The 26362-nt window shown below is 53.8% G+C and carries 33 protein-coding genes; 21 read left to right on the plus strand and 12 right to left on the minus strand.

Going from position 1 to position 26362, the window contains the following annotated elements; genetic code table 11:
• The first annotated feature begins 18 nt into the window (after positions 1-18).
• The 4 genes from rpoA to bioB all read left to right on the plus strand — a co-directional run bounded on the left by rpoA (position 19) and on the right by bioB (position 2878).
• Positions 19-1023: a DNA-directed RNA polymerase subunit alpha gene (gene rpoA, locus PHE17_RS10505; RefSeq protein WP_301015796.1), complete on the plus strand. Its 1005-nt coding sequence runs from the start codon at positions 19-21 to the stop codon at positions 1021-1023.
• A 25-nt stretch (positions 1024-1048) separates the two neighbouring features.
• A complete protein-coding gene (gene rplQ, locus PHE17_RS10510; protein ID WP_301015797.1) occupies positions 1049-1435 on the plus strand; it encodes a 50S ribosomal protein L17 in 387 nt (128 codons plus the stop codon).
• Positions 1436-1511: 76 nt separating this feature from the next.
• Positions 1512-1889: a hypothetical protein gene (locus tag PHE17_RS10515; RefSeq protein ID WP_301015798.1), complete on the plus strand. Its 378-nt coding sequence runs from the start codon at positions 1512-1514 to the stop codon at positions 1887-1889.
• 17 nt (positions 1890-1906) lie between these two features.
• Entirely contained in the window at positions 1907-2878 is a 972-nt protein-coding gene (bioB, locus tag PHE17_RS10520; protein ID WP_301015799.1) for a biotin synthase BioB, read from the plus strand.
• A gap of 23 nt (positions 2879-2901) precedes the next feature.
• Here bioB and PHE17_RS10525 read toward each other — a convergent pair whose 3' ends face one another.
• Complete coding sequence (locus tag PHE17_RS10525) at positions 2902-3405, minus strand: GNAT family N-acetyltransferase (protein ID WP_301015800.1); 504 nt, start codon at positions 3403-3405, stop codon at positions 2902-2904.
• Positions 3402-3677 (minus strand): DUF1778 domain-containing protein, encoded by a 276-nt coding sequence (locus tag PHE17_RS10530; RefSeq protein WP_301015801.1) that lies wholly within the window; start codon positions 3675-3677, stop codon positions 3402-3404. Before PHE17_RS10530 ends, PHE17_RS10525 begins: the two co-directional genes overlap by 4 nt.
• 171 nt (positions 3678-3848) lie before the next feature.
• Between PHE17_RS10530 and mnmG the strand changes: the two genes are divergently transcribed.
• The 7 genes from mnmG to zapD all read left to right on the plus strand — a co-directional run bounded on the left by mnmG (position 3849) and on the right by zapD (position 9867).
• Positions 3849-5720, plus strand: coding sequence for a tRNA uridine-5-carboxymethylaminomethyl(34) synthesis enzyme MnmG (gene mnmG, locus PHE17_RS10535; RefSeq protein ID WP_301015803.1), 1872 nt, complete (start codon positions 3849-3851; stop codon positions 5718-5720).
• 2 nt (positions 5721-5722) lie between these two features.
• On the plus strand, positions 5723-6295 hold the full coding sequence (rsmG, locus tag PHE17_RS10540) for a 16S rRNA (guanine(527)-N(7))-methyltransferase RsmG (RefSeq protein ID WP_301015804.1): 573 nt from the start codon (positions 5723-5725) through the stop codon (positions 6293-6295).
• Between the two features lie 4 nt (positions 6296-6299).
• Positions 6300-7097, plus strand: a complete 798-nt coding sequence (locus PHE17_RS10545) for a ParA family protein (protein WP_301015805.1) — start codon at positions 6300-6302, stop codon at positions 7095-7097.
• Positions 7091-7945 (plus strand): ParB/RepB/Spo0J family partition protein, encoded by an 855-nt coding sequence (locus PHE17_RS10550; protein ID WP_301015806.1) that lies wholly within the window; start codon positions 7091-7093, stop codon positions 7943-7945. The genes PHE17_RS10545 and PHE17_RS10550 overlap by 7 nt, the downstream gene beginning before the upstream one ends.
• A gap of 87 nt (positions 7946-8032) precedes the next feature.
• Positions 8033-8305, plus strand: coding sequence for a 30S ribosomal protein S20 (rpsT, locus tag PHE17_RS10555; protein WP_301015807.1), 273 nt, complete (start codon positions 8033-8035; stop codon positions 8303-8305).
• Between the two features lie 72 nt (positions 8306-8377).
• The gene (gene coaE, locus PHE17_RS10560; protein ID WP_301015808.1) at positions 8378-8983 is read left to right on the plus strand and encodes a dephospho-CoA kinase; all 606 of its coding nucleotides are present in this window, start codon (positions 8378-8380) and stop codon (positions 8981-8983) included.
• A gap of 119 nt (positions 8984-9102) precedes the next feature.
• Entirely contained in the window at positions 9103-9867 is a 765-nt protein-coding gene (zapD, locus tag PHE17_RS10565; protein WP_301015809.1) for a cell division protein ZapD, read from the plus strand.
• A gap of 66 nt (positions 9868-9933) precedes the next feature.
• On the opposite strand, the gene PHE17_RS10570 is transcribed toward zapD, so the two are convergent.
• On the minus strand, positions 9934-10731 hold the full coding sequence (locus PHE17_RS10570) for a DUF2914 domain-containing protein (RefSeq protein WP_301015810.1): 798 nt from the start codon (positions 10729-10731) through the stop codon (positions 9934-9936).
• Positions 10732-10874: 143 nt separating this feature from the next.
• On the opposite strand from PHE17_RS10570, the gene PHE17_RS10575 reads away from it, so the two are divergent.
• The 5 genes from PHE17_RS10575 to PHE17_RS10595 all read left to right on the plus strand — a co-directional run bounded on the left by PHE17_RS10575 (position 10875) and on the right by PHE17_RS10595 (position 15115).
• Complete coding sequence (locus tag PHE17_RS10575) at positions 10875-11129, plus strand: exodeoxyribonuclease VII small subunit (protein ID WP_301015811.1); 255 nt, start codon at positions 10875-10877, stop codon at positions 11127-11129.
• Positions 11130-12023, plus strand: a complete 894-nt coding sequence (gene ispA, locus PHE17_RS10580) for a (2E,6E)-farnesyl diphosphate synthase (protein WP_301015812.1) — start codon at positions 11130-11132, stop codon at positions 12021-12023.
• Between the two features lie 63 nt (positions 12024-12086).
• A complete protein-coding gene (dxs, locus tag PHE17_RS10585; RefSeq protein WP_301015813.1) occupies positions 12087-13973 on the plus strand; it encodes a 1-deoxy-D-xylulose-5-phosphate synthase in 1887 nt (628 codons plus the stop codon).
• A gap of 10 nt (positions 13974-13983) precedes the next feature.
• Positions 13984-14361: a 6-carboxytetrahydropterin synthase QueD gene (gene queD / locus PHE17_RS10590; RefSeq protein WP_301015814.1), complete on the plus strand. Its 378-nt coding sequence runs from the start codon at positions 13984-13986 to the stop codon at positions 14359-14361.
• A 127-nt stretch (positions 14362-14488) separates the two neighbouring features.
• Positions 14489-15115, plus strand: a complete 627-nt coding sequence (locus PHE17_RS10595; protein ID WP_301015815.1) for a DoxX family protein — start codon at positions 14489-14491, stop codon at positions 15113-15115.
• A gap of 40 nt (positions 15116-15155) precedes the next feature.
• On the opposite strand, the gene PHE17_RS10600 is transcribed toward PHE17_RS10595, so the two are convergent.
• Both PHE17_RS10600 and PHE17_RS10605 read right to left on the minus strand, forming a co-directional pair.
• The gene (locus PHE17_RS10600; RefSeq protein WP_301015816.1) at positions 15156-15413 is read right to left on the minus strand and encodes a hypothetical protein; all 258 of its coding nucleotides are present in this window, start codon (positions 15411-15413) and stop codon (positions 15156-15158) included.
• 84 nt (positions 15414-15497) lie between these two features.
• The gene (locus tag PHE17_RS10605) at positions 15498-17213 is read right to left on the minus strand and encodes a hypothetical protein (protein ID WP_301015817.1); all 1716 of its coding nucleotides are present in this window, start codon (positions 17211-17213) and stop codon (positions 15498-15500) included.
• A 162-nt stretch (positions 17214-17375) separates the two neighbouring features.
• Here PHE17_RS10605 and rpoH point away from each other — a divergent pair, with 162 nt between their 5' ends.
• The 3 genes from rpoH to PHE17_RS10620 all read left to right on the plus strand — a co-directional run bounded on the left by rpoH (position 17376) and on the right by PHE17_RS10620 (position 19927).
• Complete coding sequence (gene rpoH, locus PHE17_RS10610) at positions 17376-18245, plus strand: RNA polymerase sigma factor RpoH (RefSeq protein ID WP_301015818.1); 870 nt, start codon at positions 17376-17378, stop codon at positions 18243-18245.
• 495 nt (positions 18246-18740) lie between these two features.
• Entirely contained in the window at positions 18741-19454 is a 714-nt protein-coding gene (locus tag PHE17_RS10615) for a T6SS effector amidase Tae4 family protein (RefSeq protein WP_301015819.1), read from the plus strand.
• Positions 19439-19927: a hypothetical protein gene (locus PHE17_RS10620; protein ID WP_301015820.1), complete on the plus strand. Its 489-nt coding sequence runs from the start codon at positions 19439-19441 to the stop codon at positions 19925-19927. The genes PHE17_RS10615 and PHE17_RS10620 overlap by 16 nt, the downstream gene beginning before the upstream one ends.
• Positions 19928-19930: 3 nt before the next feature.
• On the opposite strand, the gene PHE17_RS10625 is transcribed toward PHE17_RS10620, so the two are convergent.
• Positions 19931-20431, minus strand: coding sequence for an SPOR domain-containing protein (locus tag PHE17_RS10625; RefSeq protein ID WP_301015821.1), 501 nt, complete (start codon positions 20429-20431; stop codon positions 19931-19933).
• A 175-nt stretch (positions 20432-20606) separates the two neighbouring features.
• Here PHE17_RS10625 and PHE17_RS10630 point away from each other — a divergent pair, with 175 nt between their 5' ends.
• Both PHE17_RS10630 and PHE17_RS10635 read left to right on the plus strand, forming a co-directional pair.
• On the plus strand, positions 20607-21227 hold the full coding sequence (locus PHE17_RS10630) for a L,D-transpeptidase (protein ID WP_301015822.1): 621 nt from the start codon (positions 20607-20609) through the stop codon (positions 21225-21227).
• 104 nt (positions 21228-21331) lie between these two features.
• Positions 21332-21787, plus strand: a complete 456-nt coding sequence (locus tag PHE17_RS10635; RefSeq protein ID WP_301015823.1) for a universal stress protein — start codon at positions 21332-21334, stop codon at positions 21785-21787.
• Between the two features lie 59 nt (positions 21788-21846).
• On the opposite strand, the gene PHE17_RS10640 is transcribed toward PHE17_RS10635, so the two are convergent.
• From PHE17_RS10640 to nifB, 6 genes are all read right to left on the minus strand, one after another.
• A complete protein-coding gene (locus PHE17_RS10640; protein WP_301015824.1) occupies positions 21847-22194 on the minus strand; it encodes a 2Fe-2S iron-sulfur cluster-binding protein in 348 nt (115 codons plus the stop codon).
• Between the two features lie 14 nt (positions 22195-22208).
• Positions 22209-22493: a 2Fe-2S iron-sulfur cluster binding domain-containing protein gene (locus PHE17_RS10645; protein ID WP_202715900.1), complete on the minus strand. Its 285-nt coding sequence runs from the start codon at positions 22491-22493 to the stop codon at positions 22209-22211.
• Positions 22494-22542: 49 nt separating this feature from the next.
• Entirely contained in the window at positions 22543-23835 is a 1293-nt protein-coding gene (locus PHE17_RS10650) for an FprA family A-type flavoprotein (RefSeq protein WP_301015825.1), read from the minus strand.
• Positions 23828-23983 carry a hypothetical protein gene (locus PHE17_RS10655; RefSeq protein ID WP_301015826.1) on the minus strand — a complete coding sequence of 52 codons (156 nt, stop codon included), beginning with the start codon at positions 23981-23983 and terminating at the stop codon, positions 23828-23830. The genes PHE17_RS10650 and PHE17_RS10655 overlap by 8 nt, the downstream gene beginning before the upstream one ends.
• 140 nt (positions 23984-24123) lie before the next feature.
• Positions 24124-24402: a ferredoxin gene (locus tag PHE17_RS10660; RefSeq protein ID WP_210223985.1), complete on the minus strand. Its 279-nt coding sequence runs from the start codon at positions 24400-24402 to the stop codon at positions 24124-24126.
• 11 nt (positions 24403-24413) lie between these two features.
• On the minus strand, positions 24414-25922 hold the full coding sequence (nifB, locus tag PHE17_RS10665; RefSeq protein ID WP_301015827.1) for a nitrogenase cofactor biosynthesis protein NifB: 1509 nt from the start codon (positions 25920-25922) through the stop codon (positions 24414-24416).
• Positions 25923-26362 lie beyond the last annotated feature (440 nt).

The raw sequence follows: 26362 nt of genomic DNA on the forward strand, positions 1-26362 counted from the left end.
CAGGTTCGAGAGACAAGTATGACCTCGAAAACAACAGAATTGCTGAAACCGCGCAATGTCCAAGTGCAGGAAGCAGGGCTAAACACCTACCGCATTACACTTGAACCACTTGAGCGGGGCTTTGGCCACACGTTAGGCAATGCGCTGCGCCGTATTCTGCTGTCCTCTATTCCGGGCAGCGCGATTACCGAAGTGCAGATTGCTGGCGTGGTACATGAGTACACCAGTATCGAAGGTGTGCAGGAAGACGTGGTTGAGATTCTGCTGAATCTCAAAAAGTTGGCGATCAAATTGAATGCCCGTGATGAAGCTACCCTGACCCTGAAGAAAAAAGGTAAGGGTGTAGTGACTGCTGCGGACATTGAGCGTGATCACGATGTGGAAATTATCGACCCATCGCATGTCCTCGCACACATCACCAAGGATGACACCGAGCTGGAAATGAGCCTGACCATTACCCGTGGTCGTGGCTATCAGCCTGCTTCTGTACGCCGTGGCCCGGATTCCCCGGAACTGCCACTGGGTACGCTGGTGCTGGATGCCAGTTACAGCCCGATCAACCGTGTTGCCTACAATGTAGACAGCGCCCGTGTCGAGCAACGTACTGACATGGACAAATTGGTGCTGGAAGTCCAGACCAATGGTTCCGTTAACGCGGAAGAGTCCATCGGTATGGCGGCGCAAATCCTGCAACAGCAACTGGCGGTCTTCTTCGACCTGCGTATTGAAGAACCAGTACGCCGTGAAGAATCACAGCCGGAAATTGACCCAATCCTGTTGCGTCCGGTTGACGATCTGGAACTGACTGTGCGTTCAGCCAACTGTCTGAAAGCAGAGAACCTGTTCTATATCGGCGACCTCGTACAGCGTACTGAGACAGAGCTGTTGAAGACTCCGAATCTGGGCAAAAAGTCCCTGACCGAAATTAAAGATGTGCTGGCACAGCATGGTCTGACACTGGGAACCAAGTTGGATAACTGGCCACCGGCAGGTCTTGATCACCGTGAAAGCAAAGTGGGTTAACCACGGGTTTTGAAGGATATAGAAGATGCGTCACCGTAATACTGGTCGTCAATTAAGCCGCGATAGCAGCGCCCGTAAAGCCCTGCTGCAAGCTTTGACAAATTCACTGCTTCGTTACGAAACAATCAAGACAACCCTGCCAAAGGCGAAAGAACTGCGCCGTGTAGCAGAGCCACTGATTACCCGTGCGAAAGAAGATTCCGTGCATAATCGCCGTATCGCTTTTTCACGCCTGCGTGACAAAGAAGTGGTTGGCAAACTGTTCACAGACCTCGGCCCGCGCTTTAAAGAGCGTCAAGGCGGTTATCTGCGTATCGTTAAGTGCGGTTTCCGCGCTGGTGACAACGCGCCTATGGCGTATGTTGTACTGGTTGATGAAGCAGATGCTGGGCAACAAGCCGCAGCAGAGTAAGCAATTACTTTATGCTTCCTAAGAAAAGGCCGACACTGTTCGGCCTTTTTGCGTTTTTCCAAACAAAGGCCATACCATGCAGGATAAGCAAAAAACCGTTACCGCTGCCAACGCCCGCAAGACGGCGAAGATATTCTATTATGGCAACCTTCTGGCTGTCCTGATCCCTTTTCCGGTGTTTATCCTCTGGTTTGGGGCGGGCATTCTGGTTTATGCGCTGTTTCGTCATCACCCGAACCCAAGGGTGGGGTACTATACGCAGATTGCGGCTTACCAATATTACGGTTTGGCAGGTGGGTTGGTTCCTGTGCTGACGTTTGCGCCGGGTGACTTTTTCGTCAATTGGTGGTGGGCGTTGTGGTTGGTGTGTGTCGCTATCTTGGTTCCGCTTTCTGTCCGCCAGATTTTGCGGGTCAACCGTGAAGAATGGCTCGATACCGATACAGCCCTATAAATTTGAGGAGTGGATGAATGTCTGAATTACGTCATGATTGGCGCATCGAAGAAGTGAATGCGCTGCTGGCGATGCCTTTCAGTGACCTGATGTTCAAGGCGCATCAGGTGCATCGGGAAAATTTCCAGCCCAATCAGGTGCAGGTCAGCACGTTGCTGAGCATCAAGACGGGTGCTTGCCCGGAAGATTGCGGCTACTGTTCGCAAAGCGCCAAGCACGACACTTCGCTGGAAAAGGAAACCTTGCTGCCTTTGCAGGAAGTGGTTGAGGCCGCGCAAGAGGCGAAAGACCACGGCGCGACCCGTTTCTGCATGGGCGCGGCATGGCGTAACCCGACCGACAAGAACCTTGAGCGCGTGATCGAGATGGTGCAAGCGGTCAAGGAAATGGGCATGGAAACCTGTGTGACTTTAGGGATGCTGACCGAAATGCAGGCGCAGCGCCTGAAATCCGCTGGGTTGGATTACTACAACCACAACCTCGACACCTCGCCAGAATTCTATGGCAACGTCATTTCCACCCGTACCTATCAGGATCGTTTGGATACTTTGGAATGCGTGCGCAATGCCGGTATCAACGTCTGTTCCGGCGGTATTTTGGGCATGGGCGAATCCCGCACTGACCGCGCTCGCCTGTTGCAACAACTGGCGAACATGAAATTCCACCCCGAATCCGTGCCGATCAACGATCTGGTCAAAATCGAAGGCACGCCGCTGGCGGGTGCTGCCAAGCTCGACCCGTTTGAATTCATCCGCGTTGTCGCTGTTGCCCGCATCATGATGCCCAAGTCCTACGTGCGCCTCTCCGCAGGCCGTACCGAAATGAGCGACGAAACGCAGGCATGGTGCTTCTTTGCGGGGGCAAACTCGATTTTCTATGGCGAAAAACTGCTGACCACCGATAATCCGGGTGAAAACCACGACCGCCAACTGTTTGCGCGGCTGGGGCTGCAAACGGAAGAGGGGCGTCCGGGCAGTACTTACTTGTAAAAATGGGTGCGTTGTCAAGTCGGTTATGTGCGCGGCTCTAAGTTGCTGCGCACATCCGCAACCGTGATGAACAGTTTGTTGGGCGTATCGTTGAATGTTGTGAAGCCAAACTTTTCATAGAACTGTATGGCTCCATCTTTGGCATCCACCACGATCAGTGGGAACGCTACGATCTCACTGGCAATCAGCAGGTTTTGCAGTGCATCAATCAGCAGAAATTCACCATACCCCTGTTTGGCATGGCATTTATCGACTGCCAGTCGAGCAATCAGTCCACCGGATTGGGCATTGTGGTGTTTCTTCTGCAATTTCGCGGGCAATGCGGTGAGGTCAACCGGGGTCATGGTTAGGGTGTAGTAACCAATAATCCGCTCAGTTTGGTTTGAGTCTTCCAAAACAAAGGTGCGGGTGTTGTCCTTGCTGGACTGTTGGTTTGCCATCAACCGCAGGTAGTTATTCAGGGCTTCAACACCGCAATCAAAGTGGTTACGGTCGTGTTTATCCTTGTCGAGCCGTACCGTCCTCATCTGGTGGACTTTTCCCGATAACGCTTGGCGGCTTGTTGCAAGCGTGGGAGTGTTTTAGGAGGAGAGTCCAATGCTTCGGCTAGCAGCATGGCATCGCGTTGGCTTAGCTTGAGGATGCGTTCTTTCTCAATAATCAGTTTGGCTTTTTCGATGGCGGCGTTGAGGACGAAGGCGTTGATGCTGGGTATTCCAACAATGGCGGCAGCTTGACTCAGTAACGCTTGGACATCAATATCAACCCGTGCAGTGATACGGGGTAGTGCGGCATTCATGGGTGTGTTCTCTTTTGGCGTGTCATTCTGTCACATGTAGAAAGTCTGGCAGTTGCCTCGTAGGCTGTCAAGCGGCTTGTGGTTCAAATGCTTGTTTCTGAAATTTGAGTGCTGCCCCTCCCCGTACTACAATACCCCGTTTTCAGCGTCACCTGACACCAAGGCCAGCAAATGCACTACCCCCAACCCTACGATGTGATCGTCATCGGCGGCGGACACGCCGGTACGGAAGCCGCCCTCGCCGCAGCGCGGATGGGGCAGCGCACGCTATTGCTGACCCACAATATCGAAACCATCGGAGCGATGAGCTGTAACCCCGCCATCGGTGGCATCGGCAAAGGCCATCTGGTCAAGGAAGTGGACGCGCTTGGCGGGGCAATGGCGCACGCCGCCGACCGTGGTGGCATCCAGTTCCGCACGCTCAATGCCAGCAAGGGCGCAGCGGTACGTGCCACCCGTGCGCAGGCTGACCGGGTACGTTACAAGGCCGCGATCCGTTCCATTGTGGAAAACCAGCCGAACCTGCAAATTTTCCAGCAAGCTGCCGACGATTTGCTGGTAGAAGGCGACCGGGTAGTGGGCGTGCGTACCCAAATGGGCTTGAGCTTTTCCGCACGTGCGGTGGTGTTGACTGCTGGGACGTTTCTCGGCGGAAAAATTCACATCGGTCTGAGTAATCACGCAGGGGGCAGGGCAGGCGACCCGCCTTCGATTGCGCTGGCACAACGTTTGCGCGAGCTGCCTTTCCGTGTGGATCGCCTGAAAACCGGCACGCCGCCGCGCATTGACGCCCGCAGCATTGATTTTAGCAAGTTGGAAGCGCAACCCGGTGATGCCCCGGTTCCGGTATTCTCTTTCCTTGGCAGCGCTGACGAACACCCCGCGCAAGTCGCTTGCCACATCACCTACACCAACAGCCGCACCCATGAAATTATCCTCGGCGGGCTTGACCGTTCGCCGATGTACACCGGGGTGATCGAAGGCATCGGCCCGCGCTACTGCCCGTCGATTGAAGACAAGGTGGTGCGTTTCGCTGATAAAGACCGGCATCAAATTTTCATCGAGCCGGAAGGGCTGGATACCCACGAGGTTTACCCCAATGGTATTTCCACCAGCTTACCGTTTGATGTGCAGTACGCGCTGGTGCGCTCGATTCCGGGCTTGGAAAACGCCCACATCGTGCGCCCCGGTTACGCCATCGAATACGACTTTTTCGACCCGCGTGATTTGAAGCCGACGCTGGAAACCAAAGCCATGCACGGGCTATTTTTCGCCGGGCAAATCAACGGCACGACCGGCTACGAAGAGGCGGCGGCGCAAGGCTTGTTAGCGGGTTTGAATGCCGGATTGTATGCGCAGGAAAAAGACGGTTGGTATCCGCTGCGCGACCAAGCCTACCTTGGGGTGTTGGCGGATGACCTGATTACCTTGGGAACCCGCGAACCTTACCGCATGTTCACCAGCCGCGCTGAACACCGTTTGCTGTTGCGTGAAGACAATGCCGACTTGCGCCTGACCGAAAAGGGGCGTGAATTAGGCTTGGTCGACGATGCCCGTTGGGCGGCATTTTGCACCAAGCGCGAAGCTATCGAGCGCGAACAGCAACGCTTGCGTTCCACGGTTTTGCACCCTGCCGATGTTAGCGCGGAAGATACCCAGCGCCTATTCGGCGACCCGCTTTCCCGCGATTACAAATTGTATGATTTGCTGCGCCGCCCGAATGTTTCTTACGCTGATTTGACGGCTTTGCCTGCGGTCGGTAGCCCGGTTACGGATGAAAAAGTCGCGGAACAGGTCGAAATCCAGTGCAAATACGCAGGGTATATCGAGCGTCAGCAGGAAGAAATCGACAAGCAGCGCCGTAACGAGCAAACCCGTTTGCCGGAGTGGTTGGATTATGCGCAAGTGCGTGGGCTTTCCAATGAAGTGCGCCAAAAACTGCAAATTCAGCGTCCGGCAACCATTGGGCAGGCGGCGCGGATTCCCGGCATCACCCCAGCGGCAATTTCCTTGTTGCTGGTTCATCTGAAAAAGGCGGGGTAAGCGTGGATAGCCATCAAGAACAATTGCTCCAGCAGTACCTGCAACTGCTGCAACGCTGGAACAAAGTCTACAACCTCACTGCCGTGCGTGACCCGGTGCAAATGTTGCCTGTGCATATCGGCGATAGCTTGAGCGTGGCGCAATACATCCGGGGCGCGAACTGCTTGGATGTCGGTAGCGGTGCAGGTTTGCCCGGCATCCCGCTGGCGATCACCCAGCCCGAGCGCCAATTTACCCTGCTCGACACCAACGGCAAGAAAACCCGTTTCATGCAACAAGCGGTGCTGGAGTTGGGTTTGAAGAACGTCAATGTGATCCAAACGCGGGTGGAAAGTTGGCAACCTGCCGCGCCGTTTGACGCGGTTATCAGCCGCGCCTTTGCCTCACTCTATGATTTTGTTACCTTTACCGGCAAACATCTGGCGGAAGGTGGTATCCTTTACGCGATGAAGGGGCGCTACCCCGACAGCGAGTTGGCAGAATTGCCTGTGGGTTGGAAAGTGGTGGCGCAACATACCCTGCATGTACCGGGTTTGGATGCGCAACGGCATCTGTTGGAATTACAGCGAGACTAACGATATGACGCGAGTGATAGCGGTGACGAACCAAAAGGGCGGCGTGGGTAAAACCACGACCAGCGTTAATTTGGCGGCTTCACTGGCGGCGATGAAGCGGCGGGTGCTGTTGGTTGATATTGACCCGCAAGGCAACGCCACCACCGGGATCGGGCTGGAAAAGCACGGGCAACAAACTTCCCTGACCGATGTGTTGCTGGGCGATGCGCATGTGTCCGAAATCCTGCGCAAGTTACCGGATACTTCCTTGCATGTGCTGCCCGGTTCGCCGGAAGTGACTGTCGCGGAAGTGACCTTGATGACCAAGGAGCGGCGTGAATACCATTTGCGTGACGCCATTGCCCCGATCCGTGAAGATTACGATTACATCCTGATCGACTGCCCGCCCTCATTGAACATGCTTACCGTCAATGCGCTGGTGGCGGCGGATGGTGTGCTGATCCCGATGCAGTGCGAATATTATGCGTTGGAAGGTTTGAGCGCCTTGGTCGATACCATCGAGCGTATCCGTCAAACCGCGAATACCTCCCTGCAAATCATGGGCTTGGTGCGCACCATGTACGACCCGCGCAGCAACCTTTCGCGTGATGTTTCCGACCAGATCAGTGAGTTTTTTAAGGATAAGGTTTACAACACCTCAATCCCGCGTAATATCCGCTTGGCAGAAGCACCCAGTCACGGCCTGTCGGCCTTGGATTACGACAAAACCTCGCGGGGTGCATTGTCTTACCTCGCACTGGCAGCGGAAGTGCTGCGCAAGGATGTCAGCAAGATTGCCGCAGATGGAGAGCGTGCATGGTAAAAAAAGCGGGTTTGGGGCGTGGCCTCGACATGTTGCTGAGTTCGGCGCGGGGAAATGCCGAGCAAAGTGACGATAGCGTCCTGAAAAAATTGCCTATCGAACGCATCCGCCCCGGACAATACCAGCCGCGTACCCGCATGGATCCCGATGCTTTGCAAGAGTTGGCGGATTCCATCAAGGCGCAGGGGCTGGTGCAGCCAGTGATCGTGCGTAAGCTCGGTGGTGGTGAGTATGAGCTGATCGCCGGTGAACGCCGCTGGCGGGCTTCCCAGCTTGCCGGGTTGCATGAAATTCCTGCGGTAGTACGGGACATTCCTGACCAAGCCGTCGCCGCGATGTCGCTGATCGAAAATATCCAGCGCGAAGACCTGAGTGCTTTGGAAGAAGCCAATGCCTTGCGCCGCCTGATCGACGAGTTCGGCCTGACGCACCAGCAAACTGCCGAAGCGGTGGGGCGTTCCCGCGCTGCCGTTACCAACTTGCTGCGCCTGATGGAGTTGCAGGATGAAACCAAAGCCTTGCTGGAGGCCGGTCAGCTTGAAATGGGGCATGCCCGTGCATTGCTGGCCTTGCAAGGCAAACAACAGGTCGAAGTAGCGCAACAAGTGGCGCAACGCCAGCTTTCTGTGCGCGAAACCGAACGTTTGGTGAAACTGACACTGGAAGGCGGCAAACAGGCTGCACCAGAGTTTAAGCCCGTACCGGATGTGGTGCGCTTGGAGCAAAAGCTTGCCGATACCCTTGGGGCGAAGGTTGCAATCCGCTATAACCGCGCTGGTAAGGGAAAATTGGTCATTGAATACAATAGCTTGGATGAGTTGGACGGGATACTCTGTCACATCCAGTAAATTTTACTGTCAAGGTGTTGATGCTGGGAAAGAATTCCTGCACAATACGCGCCTTGTTTTTCGGATTGGTTTTTCGGGAGAATACCCTTGCCTAACATAGCATCAGCTAAAAAGCGTGCACGTCAAAGTGAAGAGCGCCGTATGCACAACCGCCATTTGCGTTCACGCCTGCGTACTCAGGTCAAGAATGTCCTGAAAGCCGTCGCAGCGGGCGACCATGCAGCAGCAATGGCTGCTTACAACGCAGCAGTACCTGTGATCGACTCCATTGCCGACAAAGGCATTGTGCATAAGAATAAGGCAGCACGTCACAAGAGCCGCCTGAATGCACACATCAAAGCATTGCAAGCAGCCGCGTAAGCTGTCCTGCAACGTTGAGCGATTTCCAAAGCCGGTTTCCTTAAATCGGCTTTTCGTGCGTCTGCTGGATTTATGCTGAAGGTTGGTCTGACAGGCGGTATTGGCTGCGGTAAGTCCACGGCTGTCCGGCAGTTTAGCGAGCTTGGTGTTCCTATCATTGATGCTGACCTGATTGCCCGCGAAGTCGTGGGGGTGGGGCAGCCTGCTTTGCAGGAAATTGCCGCACAATTTGGTGGGCAAGCCTTACAGGCCGATGGTTCGCTGAATCGTGCATGGCTACGCCAGACCGTGTTTGGCAATGCCGAGCGTTTGCAGCAACTGGAATCCATCTTGCACCCGCGTATACGAAAAGAAATTCTGCGGCGCATGGATGGCTATCAGCTTGCCAACATTCCCTATGTCATCGTTGATGTCCCCTTGTTGTTTGAGAAAGGTTACGAACAAATCTTCGACCGCGTGTTGGTGATTGATTGTTTGCCGGATCAGCAGCGCGAACGGGTCAAGCAACGGGATGGCAGTGATGTGGCCTTGATCGACTCCATCATGCGGGCGCAAGTGCCGCGCAGTGAGCGTTTACAGCGGGCGGATGACATTCTGGAAAATACGGGGTCGATTGCTGATTTTAATGGAAAAATCAGTAAAATGCATGGGAAATATTTAGTATTTTCCGGCACTTAGTTGCTTGTTGGGTGGTTTTTTTGTTATAAAGCAGGGAACCACTCGCGCACCCTGAGTATCCTATGGCTATTTACAACCAACCTCTGGGCGAAGAGATTCGCCAGCTATCAGAATATCGCATGATTAGTTACGAACAACCGCTTAATGAGAAGATTCGCCTGTTCATGCGTCTGGAGCTGCTGATGGGGCGTTTCCAGTACCAGATAGCCGATAATCCGAAGCCTGAAAATACCGTTGCTGCCTTGCATTTGCTGCTGGATTTGTACAACTTATCAGCACGTCTGGATGTCAAAAGCGAAATCCTCAAAGAAATCGACCGCGTAGGGCAATCCGCCCGCTTGATGTTGCGTGCCGAAAATGCCGATGTTGCCCGCTTGGATGAAGTGCTGGAAAGGCTCAACCACCACAGTGACGTGTTGTACCAGTTACGCGGGCAGTTGGGGCAGCATTTGAAAAATCATGTATTCTTCAATAATTTACGCCAGCGTTCTTCACTGCCGGGCGGAATCAACGGTTTCGACATCCCCTTATTTAATTATTGGCAAGACCAAGCGGTTAACGTGCGTTTGGAAGACTTGCAGGAATGGGGCGCACCGTATGTTTCTGCCAATGAAGCGGCACGCGGTATCCTGAACATCATCCGCGAGTTTGGTGAACGGCGTGAGGAAGTGGGTAAGGACGGTTTCTTCCAGTCCACGCTGGAAGCACGCAAGCCTTATCAGATGTTGCGGGTTGAATTGCCCGGCAGTTTGGATTGTTACCCGGAAATCAGCGCGGGGAAACAACGTTTCACCTTACGTTTCGTGAATGCGGACATGATGGCAGACCGTGGCAAGCAGATTAAGAAAGACATCGCGTTTACCTTGGTACTGTGCAATTTCTGATTGCTTGGTATCAAGATTGAAGGCAGCAAGCGGGCGTTTCGGCCCGTTTGCTGTTTTTGGGTGGGGTTAGCGCGGTAGTGTTTCCCAGATCGGTCGGCTGCTGGCGCTGCTTGGTGTGGATGTTGGCGTTTCGCTGCTATCGCTCGGTTCTGGCGACGTGGGGCGCGGGGCAGGTTCGCGTTGCAATTCTGGCGGAATAGGGGTCAAGGGTTGCGCGGGCGGCGGAATGACCGGGGTGGTCTGTAGCACAGTCGGTGGTGGCTGTACGGCAGGTGCTGGCTGGATTGCTGGCGGTGGTTGTATGGCGGGTGCTGGCGGCGGTTGTACGGTAGGTGCTGCGGGCATAGCCGTCGGGGCTTGCATAGCAGGATCAACCACGAGGGTATCGCGTCTGAGGATGCTGCCATCATCGTTTTGTACCGTCACAGTCCAGATACCCGGCAGGTTGACCGAAATGCTTTTGCTGGAATTGACCCGCCACGGGCTACCGCTGACCGGGAATTGCAGGCCAAGTTGGAAAGCCCCATTGCGTTCCCACTTATGGTTGATAACATGCCCTTGCAAGCCAACCAACTCAGTAAAATAATAAACTTGTTGGCCTGCACTGATGTGTGTCAGTTGGTCAACGGGTTCGCGTCCGCTAATCGCGCTGGTGAATGCAGCCCGTGTGATTTGTGGCATCGGCGCAGGTACTGGCGCAGGCATGGGGGTTGGCGCTGCCACCATCGGAGTCGCAGGCAGTGGCGCAGTTTGTGGTGGAATCGGCGTGATCGGCGAATGCTGGAATGTTTCCGCCCAAGCTGTACTGCTGACCAGCCACGCTAGCACTAATCCACTGGCTATTTTCAGGTTTGTGTTTGGCATATTATCGAGTCTCCCTTCCAAAATAAGATGGTTAGTCTAATCCATTTGCGTCAAGTTCCCCAAAGATTGGGCTTGTCAGGCTTGCCCCTGACAGTGAGTTACGCTTTACTAGCGCTTTTGCATCCACATGAGCAGGATTAATGATGGCAAGAAAGCAGACGGGTGATGCCTCCGCGCCGCAACAACCGGATTTTGAAACCGCAATGGCGGAGCTGGAAGCGTTGGTGCAGCGTATGGAAGGCGGTGAATTGACACTGGAAGATTCCCTCAAGGAGTTTGAACGTGGCGTGCAGTTGACCCGTCTGTGCCAAGAAGCGCTGAAAACTGCCGAACAGCGCGTCAAGCTGTTGGCTGCGGATGGTCAGGAAAGCGATTTCCCACAGCAGGGGGATGCGTAAATGTTGAATGTGCGTAGCCGTTTGCAAGGTTGGCAAGACCGCATCGAAACCGTGCTGGAAGACGTATTGCCGCCTGCGCAGACGCATCCGGGGCGTTTGCATGAGGCGATGCGTTACGCTGTGCTGGACGGCGGTAAACGGATGCGCCCGTTGCTGGTGTATGCCGCTGGTGAAGCATTAGGGATTTCGCAAGGGCATTTGGATATTCCGGCGGCGGCGATTGAACTGATCCATGTGTATTCGCTGGTGCACGATGATTTGCCCGCGATGGACGATGACGATTTGCGGCGCGGCAAACCGACTTGCCACAAGGCGTTTGATGAGGCGACGGCTATTTTGGTGGGGGATGCTTTGCAAGCGTTGGCTTTCCAAATATTGGCATCACACCCGAAATTGCTGGCATTCCCTGCACAACGTTTGCGCATGGTCGAGTTGTTGGCGCAGGCGGCGGGTTCCCGTGGTATGGTGGGTGGACAAGCGATTGACCTTGCGGCAGTGGGGCAGACGCTGAGCGAGATTGAGCTGGAAAACATGCATATCCATAAAACCGGCGCATTGATCCGTGCCAGTGTGCTGCTGGCAGCTTACAGCGTGGAAGTGGTGGATGCGCAATCCGTGCAGCAACTGGATCGTTTTGCCAAGTGCATTGGTCTGGCGTTCCAAGTGCAGGACGACATTTTGGATGTGGAAAGCGATACGCAAACCTTGGGCAAAACCCGTGGTGCGGATGAAGCGGCAGGCAAGCCCACTTACCCTTCCATCATTGGCATGTCAGCGGCGAAAGCCAAGTTGCAGGATTTGTACGATGAGGCGCTGGAAGCCTTGGCTGCGTTTGGGGATTCTGCCCATGCGCTACGTGAAATTGCCGAATTCACGGTTAAACGGTTACGATGATAATAATGACAGTAATTACCACAGTGCCCGATTTCAGGATTTTATGTTTAGGGGTGGCGTCAGGTGCTTGACAAAATAGACTCTCCGGCGGATTTGCGTGGCCTTGAACCGGATGCATTGCCTGCCTTGTGCGATGAGTTGCGCAAGTTTTTGTTGGACTCGGTTTCCAATGGCGGCGGGCATTTCTCGTCCAATTTAGGCACGGTCGAGCTGACCGTGGCGCTGCATTACGTGTTCAATACTCCGCATGACCGCTTGGTGTGGGACGTGGGGCATCAGGCATACCCGCATAAAGTGCTGACCGGGCGGCGCGACCAAATTGGCAGCATTCGCCAAAAAAATGGTCTGGCAGGTTTCCCCAAACGCACTGAAAGTGAATACGATACCTTTGGGGTGGGGCATTCCAGCACCTCCATCAGCGCGGCTTTGGGCATGGCATTGGCAGCTCGGCAAAAGGGCGAGGATTACCAAGCGATTGCCGTGATCGGCGATGGCGCAATGACGGCTGGGATGGCTTATGAAGCGCTCAACCATGCCGGTGATCTGGATGCCGATTTGCTGGTGGTGCTGAATGACAATGAAATGTCGATTTCCCCGAATGTCGGTGCGTTGCGCAAATACTTGACGCGGCTGCTGTCAGGGCGCATGTATTCCACCATGCGTGAAAGCGGCAAGAAAGCGCTTTCACACAGCAAATCCCTCTCCAAACTGGTGAAACTGACCGAAGAACACATGAAAGGCATGGTGTTACCCGGCACGCTGTTTGAGGAGATGGGCTTTAAATATTTCGGGCCGATTGATGGACATGACGTGCAAGAAATGGTGCGGGTGCTGCAAAACCTCAAGAAGATCAAAGGCCCGCGCTTATTGCATGTGCTGACCCAGAAAGGTAAGGGCTATGAGCCTGCTGAGGAAGACCCGTGCACTTATCATGGCGTTTCACCGTTCAACCTGAAAACCGGCTTGGTTGCCAGCAGCAAGAAATCCACTCCGACTTACACCCAAGTATTCGGGCAGTGGTTGTGTGACATGGCGGCGCAAGATGAACGCTTGGTGGGGATTACTCCAGCAATGCGCGAAGGCTCCGGTTTGGTGGAGTTTTCCGAACGTTTCCCGGAACGTTATTTCGATGTGGGGATTGCTGAGCAACACGCCGTGACCTTGGCGGCGGGCTTGGCGTGTGAAGGTTTGAAGCCGGTGGTGGCGATTTATTCCACTTTCCTGCAACGTGCCTATGATCAGTTGGTGCATGATGTGGCAATCCAAAACCTGCCGGTGGTGTTTGCCATTGACCGCGCTGGCTTGGTGGGGGCGGATGGCCCGACGCATTCGGGGAATTACGATCTGTCTTATTTGCGCTGCATCCCCAATATGATCGTGATGGCGCCGACCGATGAAAATGAATGCCGCCAGATGCTGTATACCGCCTTCCGTCAGGATACCCCGACCGCCGTGCGTTACCCACGTGGTAAGGGGATGGGGATTGAGGCGGAGACCGCGATGACGGAAATTCCGTTGGGTAAGGCATTGAAATTGCGTAATGGGCGCTCTATTGCGTTGCTGCTGTTCGGTTCCTTATTGCCCCAAGCGCAAGCCGCCGCCGAGGAATTGGATGCTACCTTGGTTAATATGCGTTTCGTCAAGCCCTTGGATGAAGCGATGATCCGCGAGTTGGCGCAATCGCACGACTTGCTGGTGACGCTGGAAGACAATGCGGTGATGGGCGGGGCGGGGAGTGCGGTGAATGAATACCTGCACACCGCCGAATTGCCGGTAGCGGTGCTGAATTTGGGTTTGCCTGATGAATATATCGACCATGCCCAGCGCGAAGAGCAGCTTGCCGCCTGTGGCTTGGATGCAGATGGCATCGTAAAGCGTGTGCGTACTGGCAAGGCGGGAAAATCTTGCGTATATTCAGCGCCTTCACTATCATCCGCCGGTTTACGCTGAATTACCCGTTATGGCCCTGTATACACTGAAAGTTCTTGCTGATTTTGCTTCCGCCCATACCTTGCGCGGCTACCCCGGTGCGTGCAGCCGCCTGCACGGTCACAACTGGAAAATTGAGGCAGAAGTTGAAGCCAATACCCTCGATGAGATCGGTATGGCGATTGATTTCAAGGACATCAAACGGGAAGTCCGCGCAGTGGCGGAGGAGCTGGATCATCAGTATTTGAACGATCTGGAACCGTTTCGGGAGATAAACCCGACCGCTGAACACATTGCCCGTTATTTTTTCCAGACGCTTGCGCTACGTTTAAACAATGAACGGGTGCGTGTCAGCGCCCTGACGATTTGGGAAACTGACCGCGCTTGTGTACGTTACGCGGAAGGTTGATTCACATTGGATTCAGTTGACATCCTGTGCCACAATACGAAATCAAACCCATCGGCTGGGATTAACTACACTACATATCAACAGGGTCGGTTTTGGTCGTATTTTTAAATTTTCGAGGAGTTGTTCCATGAAATTTCTTGTCGGCTTTTTCAGCCTCGAATGGATGCGCGTTTTTGATTTTCTTGCACCGCTAGCTATCCGTTTGTTTCTCGCGCCCATTTTTTGGGTTTCCGGCGTAAAGCTGTTGGGGCTGTTTTCTAGCACAGACTTCGTGATCTGGAACCCGTTGACATGGGTCAATGCTGAAGCCTTCCAGCAAAGTGTGACTGCCATGAGCAGCAGCGCAGTTGCTGGTTTGGGTGGGGAAACACTGGTTATCCTGCTGGGTTCCATCGCCATTGCTGGGGCTATCCTGCTGGTGTTGGGTTTCGCAGTACGCTGGGTAGTGCTGGCGCTGATGTTTATGGTAGTTGTGCAAGGCTTATTTGCAATGGGCGACACCAACATCGTTGACGGCACAATGACATTGTTGATGGGGCATGGTTACACTGATGTGACGAATAACCAAGCTGAAGCTTATGTCCTGTACTTCATTCTGCTGTTGTCGCTGTTCTTCATGGGCGCAGGCCGTTGGTTCAGTTTGGACTGGTACATTTACCGCAGTTTCATGAAGCGTATTGATAACAAGGCTGCTGCCAAGCACGATCCGTTCGAGATCGACGCAACGGATGAGCCGGGTATCAGCAAGGTTTAATCCCCTTAAAAAAGGCTGCCACTGGCAGCCTTTTTTGTATTTAATGAATTTCCCCGCGCTCGCGCCTAGCCTTCACCTTGGCGTCGTTACGTTTCATAAGTTGCAAGGTCAGGTAGATTTTCGCTGGGATGGAAAGGAACAAGCCGCCTGCGATCAAGCCCGCGATCAGGGCAATGCCTTTTACCCCATAGCCCGTCACGATGTCGGTGAAAATCACCAAGCCCACCCCGATAGCGGCTATCCCTAAGCCAATAGTAATCAGCGCATACATGATATGCGTCACTTGTTTCTCGTTCATGCGTTCCTACCTTGCGGGATGGGTGAGTAAATGGCTCCATTATCCCGCCCTAGTATCCTGTGTAATTGATGCTTGTCAATCGGGTCAGGCGGTAGCGCTGTAGTGGCGTAATTGTTGCCCCATTTTCTGCAACATGGCGTCGCGGCTCTGCAAGGCTTTTTCTTTCTGCAACAATTGCTGGTTGAGCTGCGCGATGATGGTGTCTTTCAGGCCGATGACCTTATCGCGTTGTTGCACTTTCTGCTCGAAACTTTCTTTGTCGCCAGTGTTGGCTTGTTCTTGCTGCTTTTCGGTTAAGGCGGCGAGGGTTTCGATATGGTGTAACAGCACCGATTCGCGCCCGGTATGTTGGCGCTCGCGTTCCGCCAGTTGTTCTTCACGCAGGCGCATTTCTTGCTCGCGGGTTAGTAAGCGGTCTTCGCGTTCTTGCAGGATGCGGGCTTGTTCCAGCGTGTATTGGTCTTTGGCTTGCAGGGACTTATTGCGTTCTTCCAGTTGGCGGGCGCTGTCTTGTAAGTATTTTTCTTGCTGATCCAGCAGTTGGTCTTTACCCAGCAGCAGCTTATCTTTTTCGCTCAGTAAGTGGGAATGCTCGGTAAGTTGTTGGTCTTTTTGTACGAGCAGGTTTTGCAGTTCGGCAACAAGGGCAGTGTGGGTGTCGATGTGCTTTTGCTGCTCTTGCAGGCTGTGGTCAAGGTCGAGGATGTGTTCCTGCAAAGTGACCAGCAAATGGTCGCGGCTTTGGACTTCGCGGTCGCGTTCCTGAAGTTGTTGGAATTGCGCGGCAATTTGCGTATCCCGGCGTTGCAGGTGTTGTTCGCGTTCGCTGATGGTTTGGTCGCGGCTGAGCAGTTGGCGGTCTTTTTCCTGTAATTGCTGGTTGGCTTGGAGCAAGAGTTGCTCGCGCTCTTGGGTGTACAGGTCTTTTTCATTGAGCAGGCGGGTTTGCTCCGCCAGTTGTTCATTGCGGCGGCTGATATGCTCGATTTTTTTGCGCAACAGCGAATCGCGTTGCTGGAGTTGCTGCTCTTTTTCGGAAATGCTGTCGTCGCGGCGTTGCAGGAGCTTGTCGATGTTGCCTAAGCGTTGGTCGCGGTGTTGGATTTCGCGGTCGCGCTCTTTGAGTTGGCGGTCGCGTTCGGAAATGTCGCGGTTACGTTCACTCAGCAGTTGTTCTTGGGTGTAAATGCGTTGTTGTTGGTCACGTATCCAACGGTTGAGGGCGGTAAGTTGTTGGCTCAGCTCTTGGATATTTTCGTCGCGCTTGGCAATGTGCTTGTCGCGCACCTCAAGTTCACGGTCGCGCTTGCCGATGTGGTTGTCTTTTTCTTCGAGGCGACGGTTGCGGATGTGAATTTGGTCTTCACGCTCCAGAATGAACTTTTCCTTCTGGTTGATGAATTGCTCAATCTCGCGGGAGCGTTTTTCTAGCTCGCGGATGAGTTGGTCGCGGTCATGGATGGTTTCTTCTTTTTTCTGGATCGTCTGGTCGCGGGCGAGGATTTGCTGGTCACGTTCGTGCAGGTTGCTGTGGTTGGCCTGGATCAGGTATTCCTTTTCGTGCAGCAAACGCTCCTTGTTTTCAAGGTGTTGGTCGCGTTCGAGCAGTGAGCTTTCCAGCGTGGCAATGCGGCTTTCTTGGCTCTGGCGCTTATTGTCCAGCTCGCGCAGGCTGCTTTCTGCGACTTGCAGGCGCTCATAAGCATCTTTCCAACGGTCGATGAGAATCTGGCGGTCTGCCGCAGTGAGGAAGCGATTGCCTTCTATTTTTTCGATAAGGTTTTGTTCTTCACGGTTCATTATTATTGTCTGCTTATCAGGTTATACGCCATCGTAGCATCATAATATGCTAAAAATAACGTGGCATGAACCACCAAAGAATAAACTGAAACCAAACAGGTGATTAGCACTCTAACGTCGGGAGTGCTAAGATAGTATAAGAGTTAACTAGGAGGCTACCTAATGACCAATGCATTGATGCTTAGAGGGCGGACTTTACCCGTTCCAGTCGGGAATCTGGAAAGCTACATCCACGCGATCCATTCCATTCCGGTGTTGAACGCTGACGAAGAGCGTGATCTGGCAGAGCGCCTGAAACGCCAAGGTGACTTGGAAGCTGCACGCCAACTGATCCTGCATAACCTGCGTTTTGTGGTGAAAGTGGCGCGGGGTTATAACGGTTATGGCCTGCCGCTGGGTGACTTGGTACAAGAGGGTAACGTTGGGTTGATGAAAGCGGTGAAACGTTTCGACCCTGACATGAACGTGCGCCTGATTTCATTTGCTGTGCATTGGATCCGCGCCGAAATCCACGAATTCATTCTGCGCAACTGGAAGATTGTCAAAGTGGCAACCACCAAAGCGCAACGTAAGTTGTTCTTTAACCTGCGCAGTAGCAAACAGCGTTTGGGCTGGTTGAGTCACGAAGAAGCACAATCAATGGCGGCTGATCTTGGCGTCAGCACCGCAGAAGTGTTGGAAATGGAAAAGCGCCTGAGCGCCAACGACGTTTCCTTTGACCTTAGCCCGGATCAGGACGACGAAGATAGCGGCAGTTTCTCACCCAGCCAGTATTTGGCGGCAGAATCAGCAGACCCGGCGGATGTGTTGGAGGCCGAAGAGTGGGATACCTATACCCGCGAACGCTTTCAAGATGCGATGGAAAGTCTAGATGCCCGCAGTCAGGACATTCTCGCTAGCCGCTGGTTGGTCGAAGAGAAGGCTACCTTGCATGAGCTGGCGGATAAATACAAAGTTTCCGCCGAGCGCATCCGTCAATTGGAAAATGCAGCGGTGAGTAAGTTGCGTTTGGCGGTGCTGGAAGCTGCTTAATATTGCTTGAAATCTACACATAAAAAAAGGCCGCTGTTGCGGCCTTTTTCGTGGGCTTCGCTTGCGCTTAGCCGAAGAATACAACGGACAGGAAACTGAGCCACGAGAACGCGATCAGTGCCACCACGATGAGTGTCGGTATACCAAAGTCCCAAGTCAACATATCCACATACCTCTAAAACATTTTATTTAGAGGCTAGGATAAAAGAATCCCACCCCCCTGACAAGCGCAGGGGAGGCAAAATATGCTTCGCGGCAGCTTCGGTGTTTAGCCGGAGAAAACAACCGAGAAAAAGGCGAACCACGCCCAAGCCATCAGGGCAATGACAATTGCAGCAGGTAAACCGTAGTCAAAACTCAACATCGTTACTTCCTCTTTGACGTTTACTGTATCAAGTGCAGCGAGTATGCCCGAAGGCGAAGAATAGAAACTTGATCTGGCTCAACAATCCATTCTTTCCTATAGTCTAGGGTACATTTAGCAAGGAGAGACCAATGCCTGCATCGAACACTAGCATCTGGAGCAGTATTTTTTCATGGTTACGTCGGACACCCACTGCGTCTGTGCCGCCAACGCCTCCTTCTACACCTCCCGTGACACCACCAGTGCCGCCTACGTCGCCGGTAAGGCCGCCTGTCACTCCCGTTCCACCCGTAGCAGTTCCGGTTCCTCCCACGCAGCCACCTGTGTTGCATCAGGATGAATTGCCTACCGAAGGGCCAAACTTGGGGTTCCGGCGGATTTGGCATAACCACCCAACTATTAGCGACAATGAAGTGTTTCCGTGCCGGGATGATGCGGGCGTTCCGCATTTCGATAACCAGTGCGCGATTTTAATGGGAACTTGTTTGTTGCGCAGTGAATTGCTGCACGGTTACGACAAGCCAACCTGTTGGTATCGCGGGCATAAGGGGCATACCTTGCGGGCGCGGGAAGTGTCTGATTGGATGCGGCGTCACCCCGAACGTTTCGGGCGGGTGGAAGTGCGCAGTAATGTCAGTTGGGGGGCGTTCAAGGGGCGTACTGGTTTCATCTGTTTCCACAATTTTTGGGGGGCGGGGAATCAGGGCGACCATATCGACTTGTGGGATGGTACGGGCATTGTCCGGCGTGAAACTGACCCGACTTTGGAAGGGGCGGGTTTGGCGGATGGTTCGCTGGATTACTTCGAGCGTTCCGAGGAGGTGTGGTTTTGGCCAATACACTGATGCAGGCCGTCGCGCCCTGCCTGTGCCTCGCGGCCTGTTTGCTGCTCGCTGCTTGCAGTGAGGAAAAGCCAGACAGCCAGCCATTGTCACTGCCCAAACAGTCAGAGGGTGCGCATACCTCGGACTATCTTTCCATCGGTGGCAAAGAGTGGGTGCTGTGGAATGATGGGGGCGGTTGCAAGTTGGCGGTAGGTAAGGGGGAAGGCATTTGGTTGAAACCGATGGCTCCGTGTTATTTCATCAAATCGCCGGGGCGGCAGTCGGTGCAGGTTTTCCGTTTAGATAAGGGGACACAAGTCGTTGCCGTGGTCGGTACGCCAGTGCAAAAAAACCGTTGCGGGCAAGAGGTACAAGGGCTGATTGTGCGGAATGGGGAAGTGACGCTTTCAAGCTATATTATGCAAGGCAGTGTGTATTGCGCCGACCAAGGTTTACAAAATTTCCAGTACAGCCTGTTTGCCACGCAGCATTGAAGGTTAATCACCCTGCATGACGAAGCTGCCGCCGAAATTGGTGGGGTAACGCCTGCGTAAACGGTCACGCATGGCTTCTGCATCTTCGCGGTTGTTGTAAGAGCCAACCCGTAATTTGAAGGTCATGCCGCGTGCGCTGCTCAAGCTGACCAGATAGGCATCATAACCCTCGGCAAGCAAGGCGTCGCGCCACGCATATAACTGGCGGGAGTCGTAGCCCGCTGCGACTTGCACGGCATAACGTGAACCTTCCGTGTAACTGCTGTCTTCGTTGCTGCGTTCGATGGGGTCAATGCTGTCGCTTTGGTTGGTTTGCCGGTTATCGCCCGTTTGGTTATCGGGGTTTTCGTTACCCAAATTATCCCAGCTCCGGCGACCGTCTTGGACGAGGTGTTTTACCTGTAGCGGGATATGGCGCAAAAACGACAGATAGCCAGCCTTGTATGACACTACCAATGCAACGACAATGGCAACTGTCAGCAGCGAGTGGACCAGTTTGAACACAAACCCTCGTTGCCGCTGTAAGGATGACTTTTTTGCAACCCAACCCGAATGCTTCACGCTGACCTCTTTAATGTTTTGTTGTACCAATGACTATAGACAAAAAGATGAACGCACGGAAACAGGAATCTTTAAGCAGAGCACAAATTTCTGCGCTAAAGCATAGGGTATGAGAAAAATGAGCGTGTTAACCATGAAAAAAATGTTGATGATCCTTTGTTGGTGTTGGGTTTTGTTGTTTGCTGGAGCGTTGCAAGCAGCACCCAACCACACGGTAGTACTGGCACAATTGCATGAAAAATACCCTGCTTATTACGCGCACGGCGTATTTTTGGTGGATGAGAGCGAACAGCGCATGTATTGGTACGCTGACGGCGCTTTAGTGCGCAGTTACGTCATTTCCACGGCTGCCAATGGGTTGGGGGCGCAGGCTGAAAGTAACAAAACCCCGCCGGGCGCACATCGCATCATCAGCAAAATCGGTAAGAATGCCAAACGCGGGGCGGTTTTCGACAAGCTCCAAAATACCGGACGGGTGGCAAAGATTTATACCCGCCCGCAATACGGTGTCACCGCCTTGGTATTGTCACGCATCTTACGGCTGGAAGGGTTGGAACCGGGCAAGAACAAGGGCGGCAATGTGGATACCTTCAACCGCGCCATTTACTTCCACGGTACAAACAAGGAAGGCAATCTCGGTAAACGCGCTTCACACGGTTGTATCCGTATGAATAATGACGAAATTATCGACCTGTTTGATCAGGTTTCGGTGGATACTTTGGTGTATATCCAGCCATAAGCTCGCAGTGGGCTGGCGTGTACAGTGAAAGTTGACCTACATCATTTCGATGTGGGTACAAACCAGTCATGATGCGGGCATTACTATTGAAGAGGACACGCCCCATGAAACCTTACCAACACGTTCTTGTGCCTGTGGACTTTTCCCAGATAAGCACTTCCATCGTCGCCCGTGCCAATGAGTTGGCGAAATTTTACCAAGCTAAACTGACTTTATTGAATGTATTGGAAGACGTGCCACTCGGTGCGGTGGCTTTCGGTGGGACGGGGGAATTGACCATGCCCCCAGCGATGCAGCAAAACCAAATCAATCAGGCCACGGAAAAACTGCGTAAGCTCGAAGAAACGTATGGCTTGGTCGACAATGCCGCGCTGGAAGCGGTGTACACCGCAGGCAAACCCAGTGCCGCGATTCTCCAATTTGCCAAAGAAAACGGTGTTGACCTGATCGTGGTCGGCAACAGCGGGCGCAGAGGTGTGCTGGGCTTCATGGGTTCTACCGCTGAAGCGACGGTAAAAGGCGCGAGCTGTGATGTTATGGCGGTACGTATCTCGGATTAAGCCGCAGATCGCATAAGGCAAAAGGGCTACAGTCAGGCACTGTAACCCTTGGTTTGCACTCAATACTCGACCAGAATATCCTCGTCACGCGGAATAAACTGGCACGCCAGCCGCCATTTGCTTGGCAGGTCGTTGACGAGCAATTCGTCCAGCTCATCTTTGGTGACTTTGCCAAGTTCCAGCAGCACCGTCTTTTCCTTTTCTTCCAAATGATAGCCCATCGGTGCTTTATCGCCCAACTGGGTCACTTTAACCACGCAAGTGCCGCATTCGCCGTTTTCGCAAGAAAAGTCGATGGGGATTTTGTTGGTTTTAGCGATTTTCAGCACGGTTTCAGTGAAGCTGCCCGCCACCGCATACACGGTTTTGTCCTTGTATTCAGGGCTGGAAAAAGTAATCAATGGCATATTCGTACTCCTAATTAGGCGGGTTTAACTTTGCAATCGCCGAGGATTTGCGCTTGGCAAGCCAGACGGTTGTGACGACCAGCCATGTTTTCGCGCAGGACTTTTTCTTCCAGCACGGAAGGTTCGGTCAGGTTGTTCCAGCCTTCGGTGACTTCCATCATGCAAGTGCCGCAATCGCCTTCGCGGCAACCGTAGATAACGCCCGCACCGATCTTTTCAGAGATTTCGATAATGCGGGTTCCTGCGGGGACATTGACCGTTTGGTGAATGTCTTCAAAGGTGATTTTTGCCTTTGCCATGCTAATTTCCTTGAATCGTTAGTTAAAAAATTGTCTGGCGGCGCAGTTGTCAGGTGAGGTCACTGAATTCAATGACCCCGCGCTGTTCTTCTTTGCCGACCAGAATGTTGGCTATTTCTCTACCCAACCCTGTGCATTCATCCAATTCTTCTTGTGTTGGAATCAATTTGACGCGCAACCCTTCACGCGGGACGCGCATTTTCAAGCCACGCATCCGGTCTTCGACCATGCGCACGGCTTCGCCGCTCCAGCCATACGAGCCGAATGCCGCGCCGATCTTGCCTTTGAGGTTCACCACCGCCAGCGACGAGAGCAAATCCCATACCGGTTTGACCGCATCGCCGTTGATGGTGGGTGAACCGAACAGCAGCGCATCGGCATCTTCAATCAGGTCAACGAAAGGCGCGACTTCGCCACCTTCGAGGTCGTACAGCGAGACACGCACGCCTTCGACGGTATCCGCACCGCTGTAAATCGCTTCTGCCATGCGTGCCGTATTACCGTAGGAACTCATGTAGAAAATGATCAGTGACTTGTTGGTGTCGCCGATTTCGCGGCTAAGGGTGGAGGTGGAAAGCTCGCGGTAATGCGCCACGTAACGGCGCGGACGTTCGCGCAAAATGGGGCCATGTGTCGGTGCGACTATTTTCATTTTCAGCGGTTCGATCAGCGCGAGTGCTTCCATGACCCACTGCTTGAACGGGCGCATGATGTGCGCGTAGTAGTAATCGAACGAAAAGCGGAAATCGCCCACACGGTCGTTAAACAGGCGCACATCGCAGTAATGGCAGCCAAAAATGTCGCCAGAAAACAGCACCTGCTCCTCTTCCAAATACGTGCATTGCGTATCCGGCCAGTGCAGGAATGGTGTATGCAGGAAACGCAAATGGCGGTCGCCGAGGCTTACCCGGTCATTGGTGGTGACGGTGGTGTATTCAAACGGCTCTTCGCGGTTCGGACGCAACAGTGCTTTGAGCATGGAGGTTGCCCGCGTGGAAATGTACAGCCTTGCTTGCGGGGCGCGGCGCATCAGTTCCGGTAGTGCGCCGCTATGATCAGGCTCCAGATGGTTGAGTACGATCACTTTGATTTCGTCGTAACGCGCTACCGATTCCAGACGGCGGAAAAATTCGTCCTCGAAACCTTCCTTCACCGTGTCGATGATGGCGACACCTTCGCTGCCGCGCACCAGATAGGAATTGTAGGTGGTGCCGTTGGCGGTTTTCAGGATGATATCGAAGGTGCGCAAGGTCGGGTCGAGTGCGCCGATCCAGTGGACACCGGGGGCGAATTCGACGGCTTCTTTCCATGTCGAGACATTGAGCGGCGGGGTGTCAGCCATGACGGTTGCCTGCAAGACTCATGCTCAACAGCGCGGAATGGCGTTTGAGCAGGCAGTTGGGCAGGTTCGGGTAGGCGCGTTTGAGTGCCGGGTCGATCTGCGGAATACGACGCAGGCTGAACAGTAACTTGAGTAAACGTGATTGCATGGCTGTGTCCTCGTGTGTTGAAAACCACCCTCACCCCAACCCCTCTCCCGCTAAGCGGGCGAGGGGCTAAGAGACCATCTTTCTTTGTTCCCCCTCTACCGCTTGGCGGGAGAGGGGGCTAGGGGGTGAGGGTCTTTTTATTACCGCGCCTGTATCTCCGCCCGCACCTGCTCCCAGCGTTCTGGCGGAATCCCGGTCAGCGAACCCGGTGGGTTCAGGGCTTCACCCTGACTGTCCACGATCACTTGTTCGACCGGGCAGATGCTGGCGCATTGCTTGTCGGCGTAGTCGCCGTCGCATTCGGTGCATTTCTTGGCGTCGATCAGGAAATGCGGGATCGCGGCGTAAATGGCTTTGCTGGGGCAGAGCGGTTCGCACGCCCAGCAGTTCACGCAGCCGTCAACGATTTGTAATGCCATGATGCAGCTCCTTACGCGGTGGCGCGTTGCTTGGTTTCGGGTTTCTTGTCGAGCAAGCCTTTTTCGCCCATTTCCTTGTAGACGGCAGCAACTGCGTCTTCGATGGCTTCCATCGCGTGTTCACCGTTGGGCATGATTCCCGCTTCTTCCAGCATTCCCCACGGCTCATAGCCGATCTTGGAACACAGCACCACTTCGCAGCCTTTCAGCGCGTTGATGGTTTTTTGCAGGACGCTTTCGCCGTCACCGCAGGTGTCATCGCCGCTGCAATACAGGTCGGTTTTGCGATGGCTGATGAAACGCACGTCGTGGGCATTCGCTTCGTAAATCAGGAATTCACGCGCATGACCGAAGTGCTGGTTGATGATGCCGCCGCCAGAAGTGGCGATTGCCATCAGGACTGGGCGGGATTCCTTTTTCGGAATGCTCAAGCTGGACAGCGAGATGAAGGTTTCATTTTTCTTCTGCTGTTTGGCGGCGAGGGTGGCTTCGATGGCGGCGTGGACTTCGGCGCGTTTGACCATCGCGGCGGCGTAGTCGACATCCACGGCTTCGATTTTGTCCATGGTGAATTCGTCACCACGGTCTTCGCCCAGCATCCCGACCGCATCGGCGCGGCATTGGCGGCAGTGGCGCATCATGTTCATGTCGCCGGAACAGGCGTCTTGCAATTCCTGCAATTCGTCGTGGGTCGGGCCGCGTTGCCCCATCACGCCGTAGAATGTGCCGTGTTCGGCTTCGGCAATCAGCGGCATGACATTGTGCAGGAATGCGCCTTTGGCTTTGACCGCCTTGCTGACTTCTTCCAGATGCTTGTCGTTGACACCGGGGATCATCACCGAGTTGACCTTGACCAAAATGCCGCGATCGACCAGCATTTGCAGCCCTTTTTGCTGCTGCTTGATGAGAATTTCCGCACCTTTACGCCCGTATACACGGCGGTTTTTCCAGAAAATCCACGGGTAAATCTGTGCGCCGATGTCGGGGTCAACGCAGTTGATGGTCATGGTTACGTGGTCGATATTGTGTTTGCACAGTTCGTCGACCAGTTCCGGCAGTGCCAGACCGTTGGTGGACACGCACAGCTTGATGTCCGGTGCTTTTTCGGTCAGTTGGCGGAAGGTGTCGAAGGTGCGTTCCGGGTTGGCGAGCGGGTCGCCGGGGCCTGCGATGCCCAGCACGGTCATTTGCGGGATGTTCGCCGCCACGGTCATGACCTTTTTCACCGCCTGATCGGGGGTGAGCAGTTCGGAAACCACGCCGGGGCGCGATTCGTTGGAACAGTCGTATTTACGGTTGCAATAGTGGCACTGGATATTGCAGGCCGGGGCGACCGCAACGTGCATCCGGGCGTAATGGTGGTGTGCCTCTTCGGAGTAGCACGGGTGGTTATGCACCTTGGCGCGGATGTGTTCCGGCAGGTGGTTCAGTTGGTCGTCGTTGCTCCCGCAACCGCTGGAGGCGCAGCCCCCGGCAGCGGGGGCGGTGGTTTGGCTTTGCCCTAAAACAGTCAGTTCCATGCGTATTCTCCGTGACGAAATGGGTTTCGTGAGGGTGTTTGCATGGATAGTTCAATTTGCGTGCCAAGTGGCGGTAGCTGGTAATTTTTCTTTTATTTACAGTTGGTTGGAGTTTTGTTGTTGGGTGTGCGACAAAGGGGTTTGAGGGGGAATGTCGGGAATGTGATGTAGGGAAGGCGACACGATTCTCTACAGGCAATTATGGAACTTAAATTTTCTGTCTAAGATTGCGATTTCCGACATTAAATTATAAACTAGAAGGGACTAATTTTAATTAGCCGAATGATATTGCAAGATATTTCGTCAGTTTAACTGAGACTGTAAACTGAACTGTGTAACTGCTATATAACAGCGGACCCCCCGCAAGGAGCAGTCACATGGAAACCCTTGATCCCGTCCTGATGGATGAGCTTTTAACCGATTGCAAAACGCCCGCTGAT

This window comes from Thiothrix sp. (genome assembly GCF_028714775.1).
GTDB lineage: Bacteria > Pseudomonadota > Gammaproteobacteria > Thiotrichales > Thiotrichaceae > Thiothrix.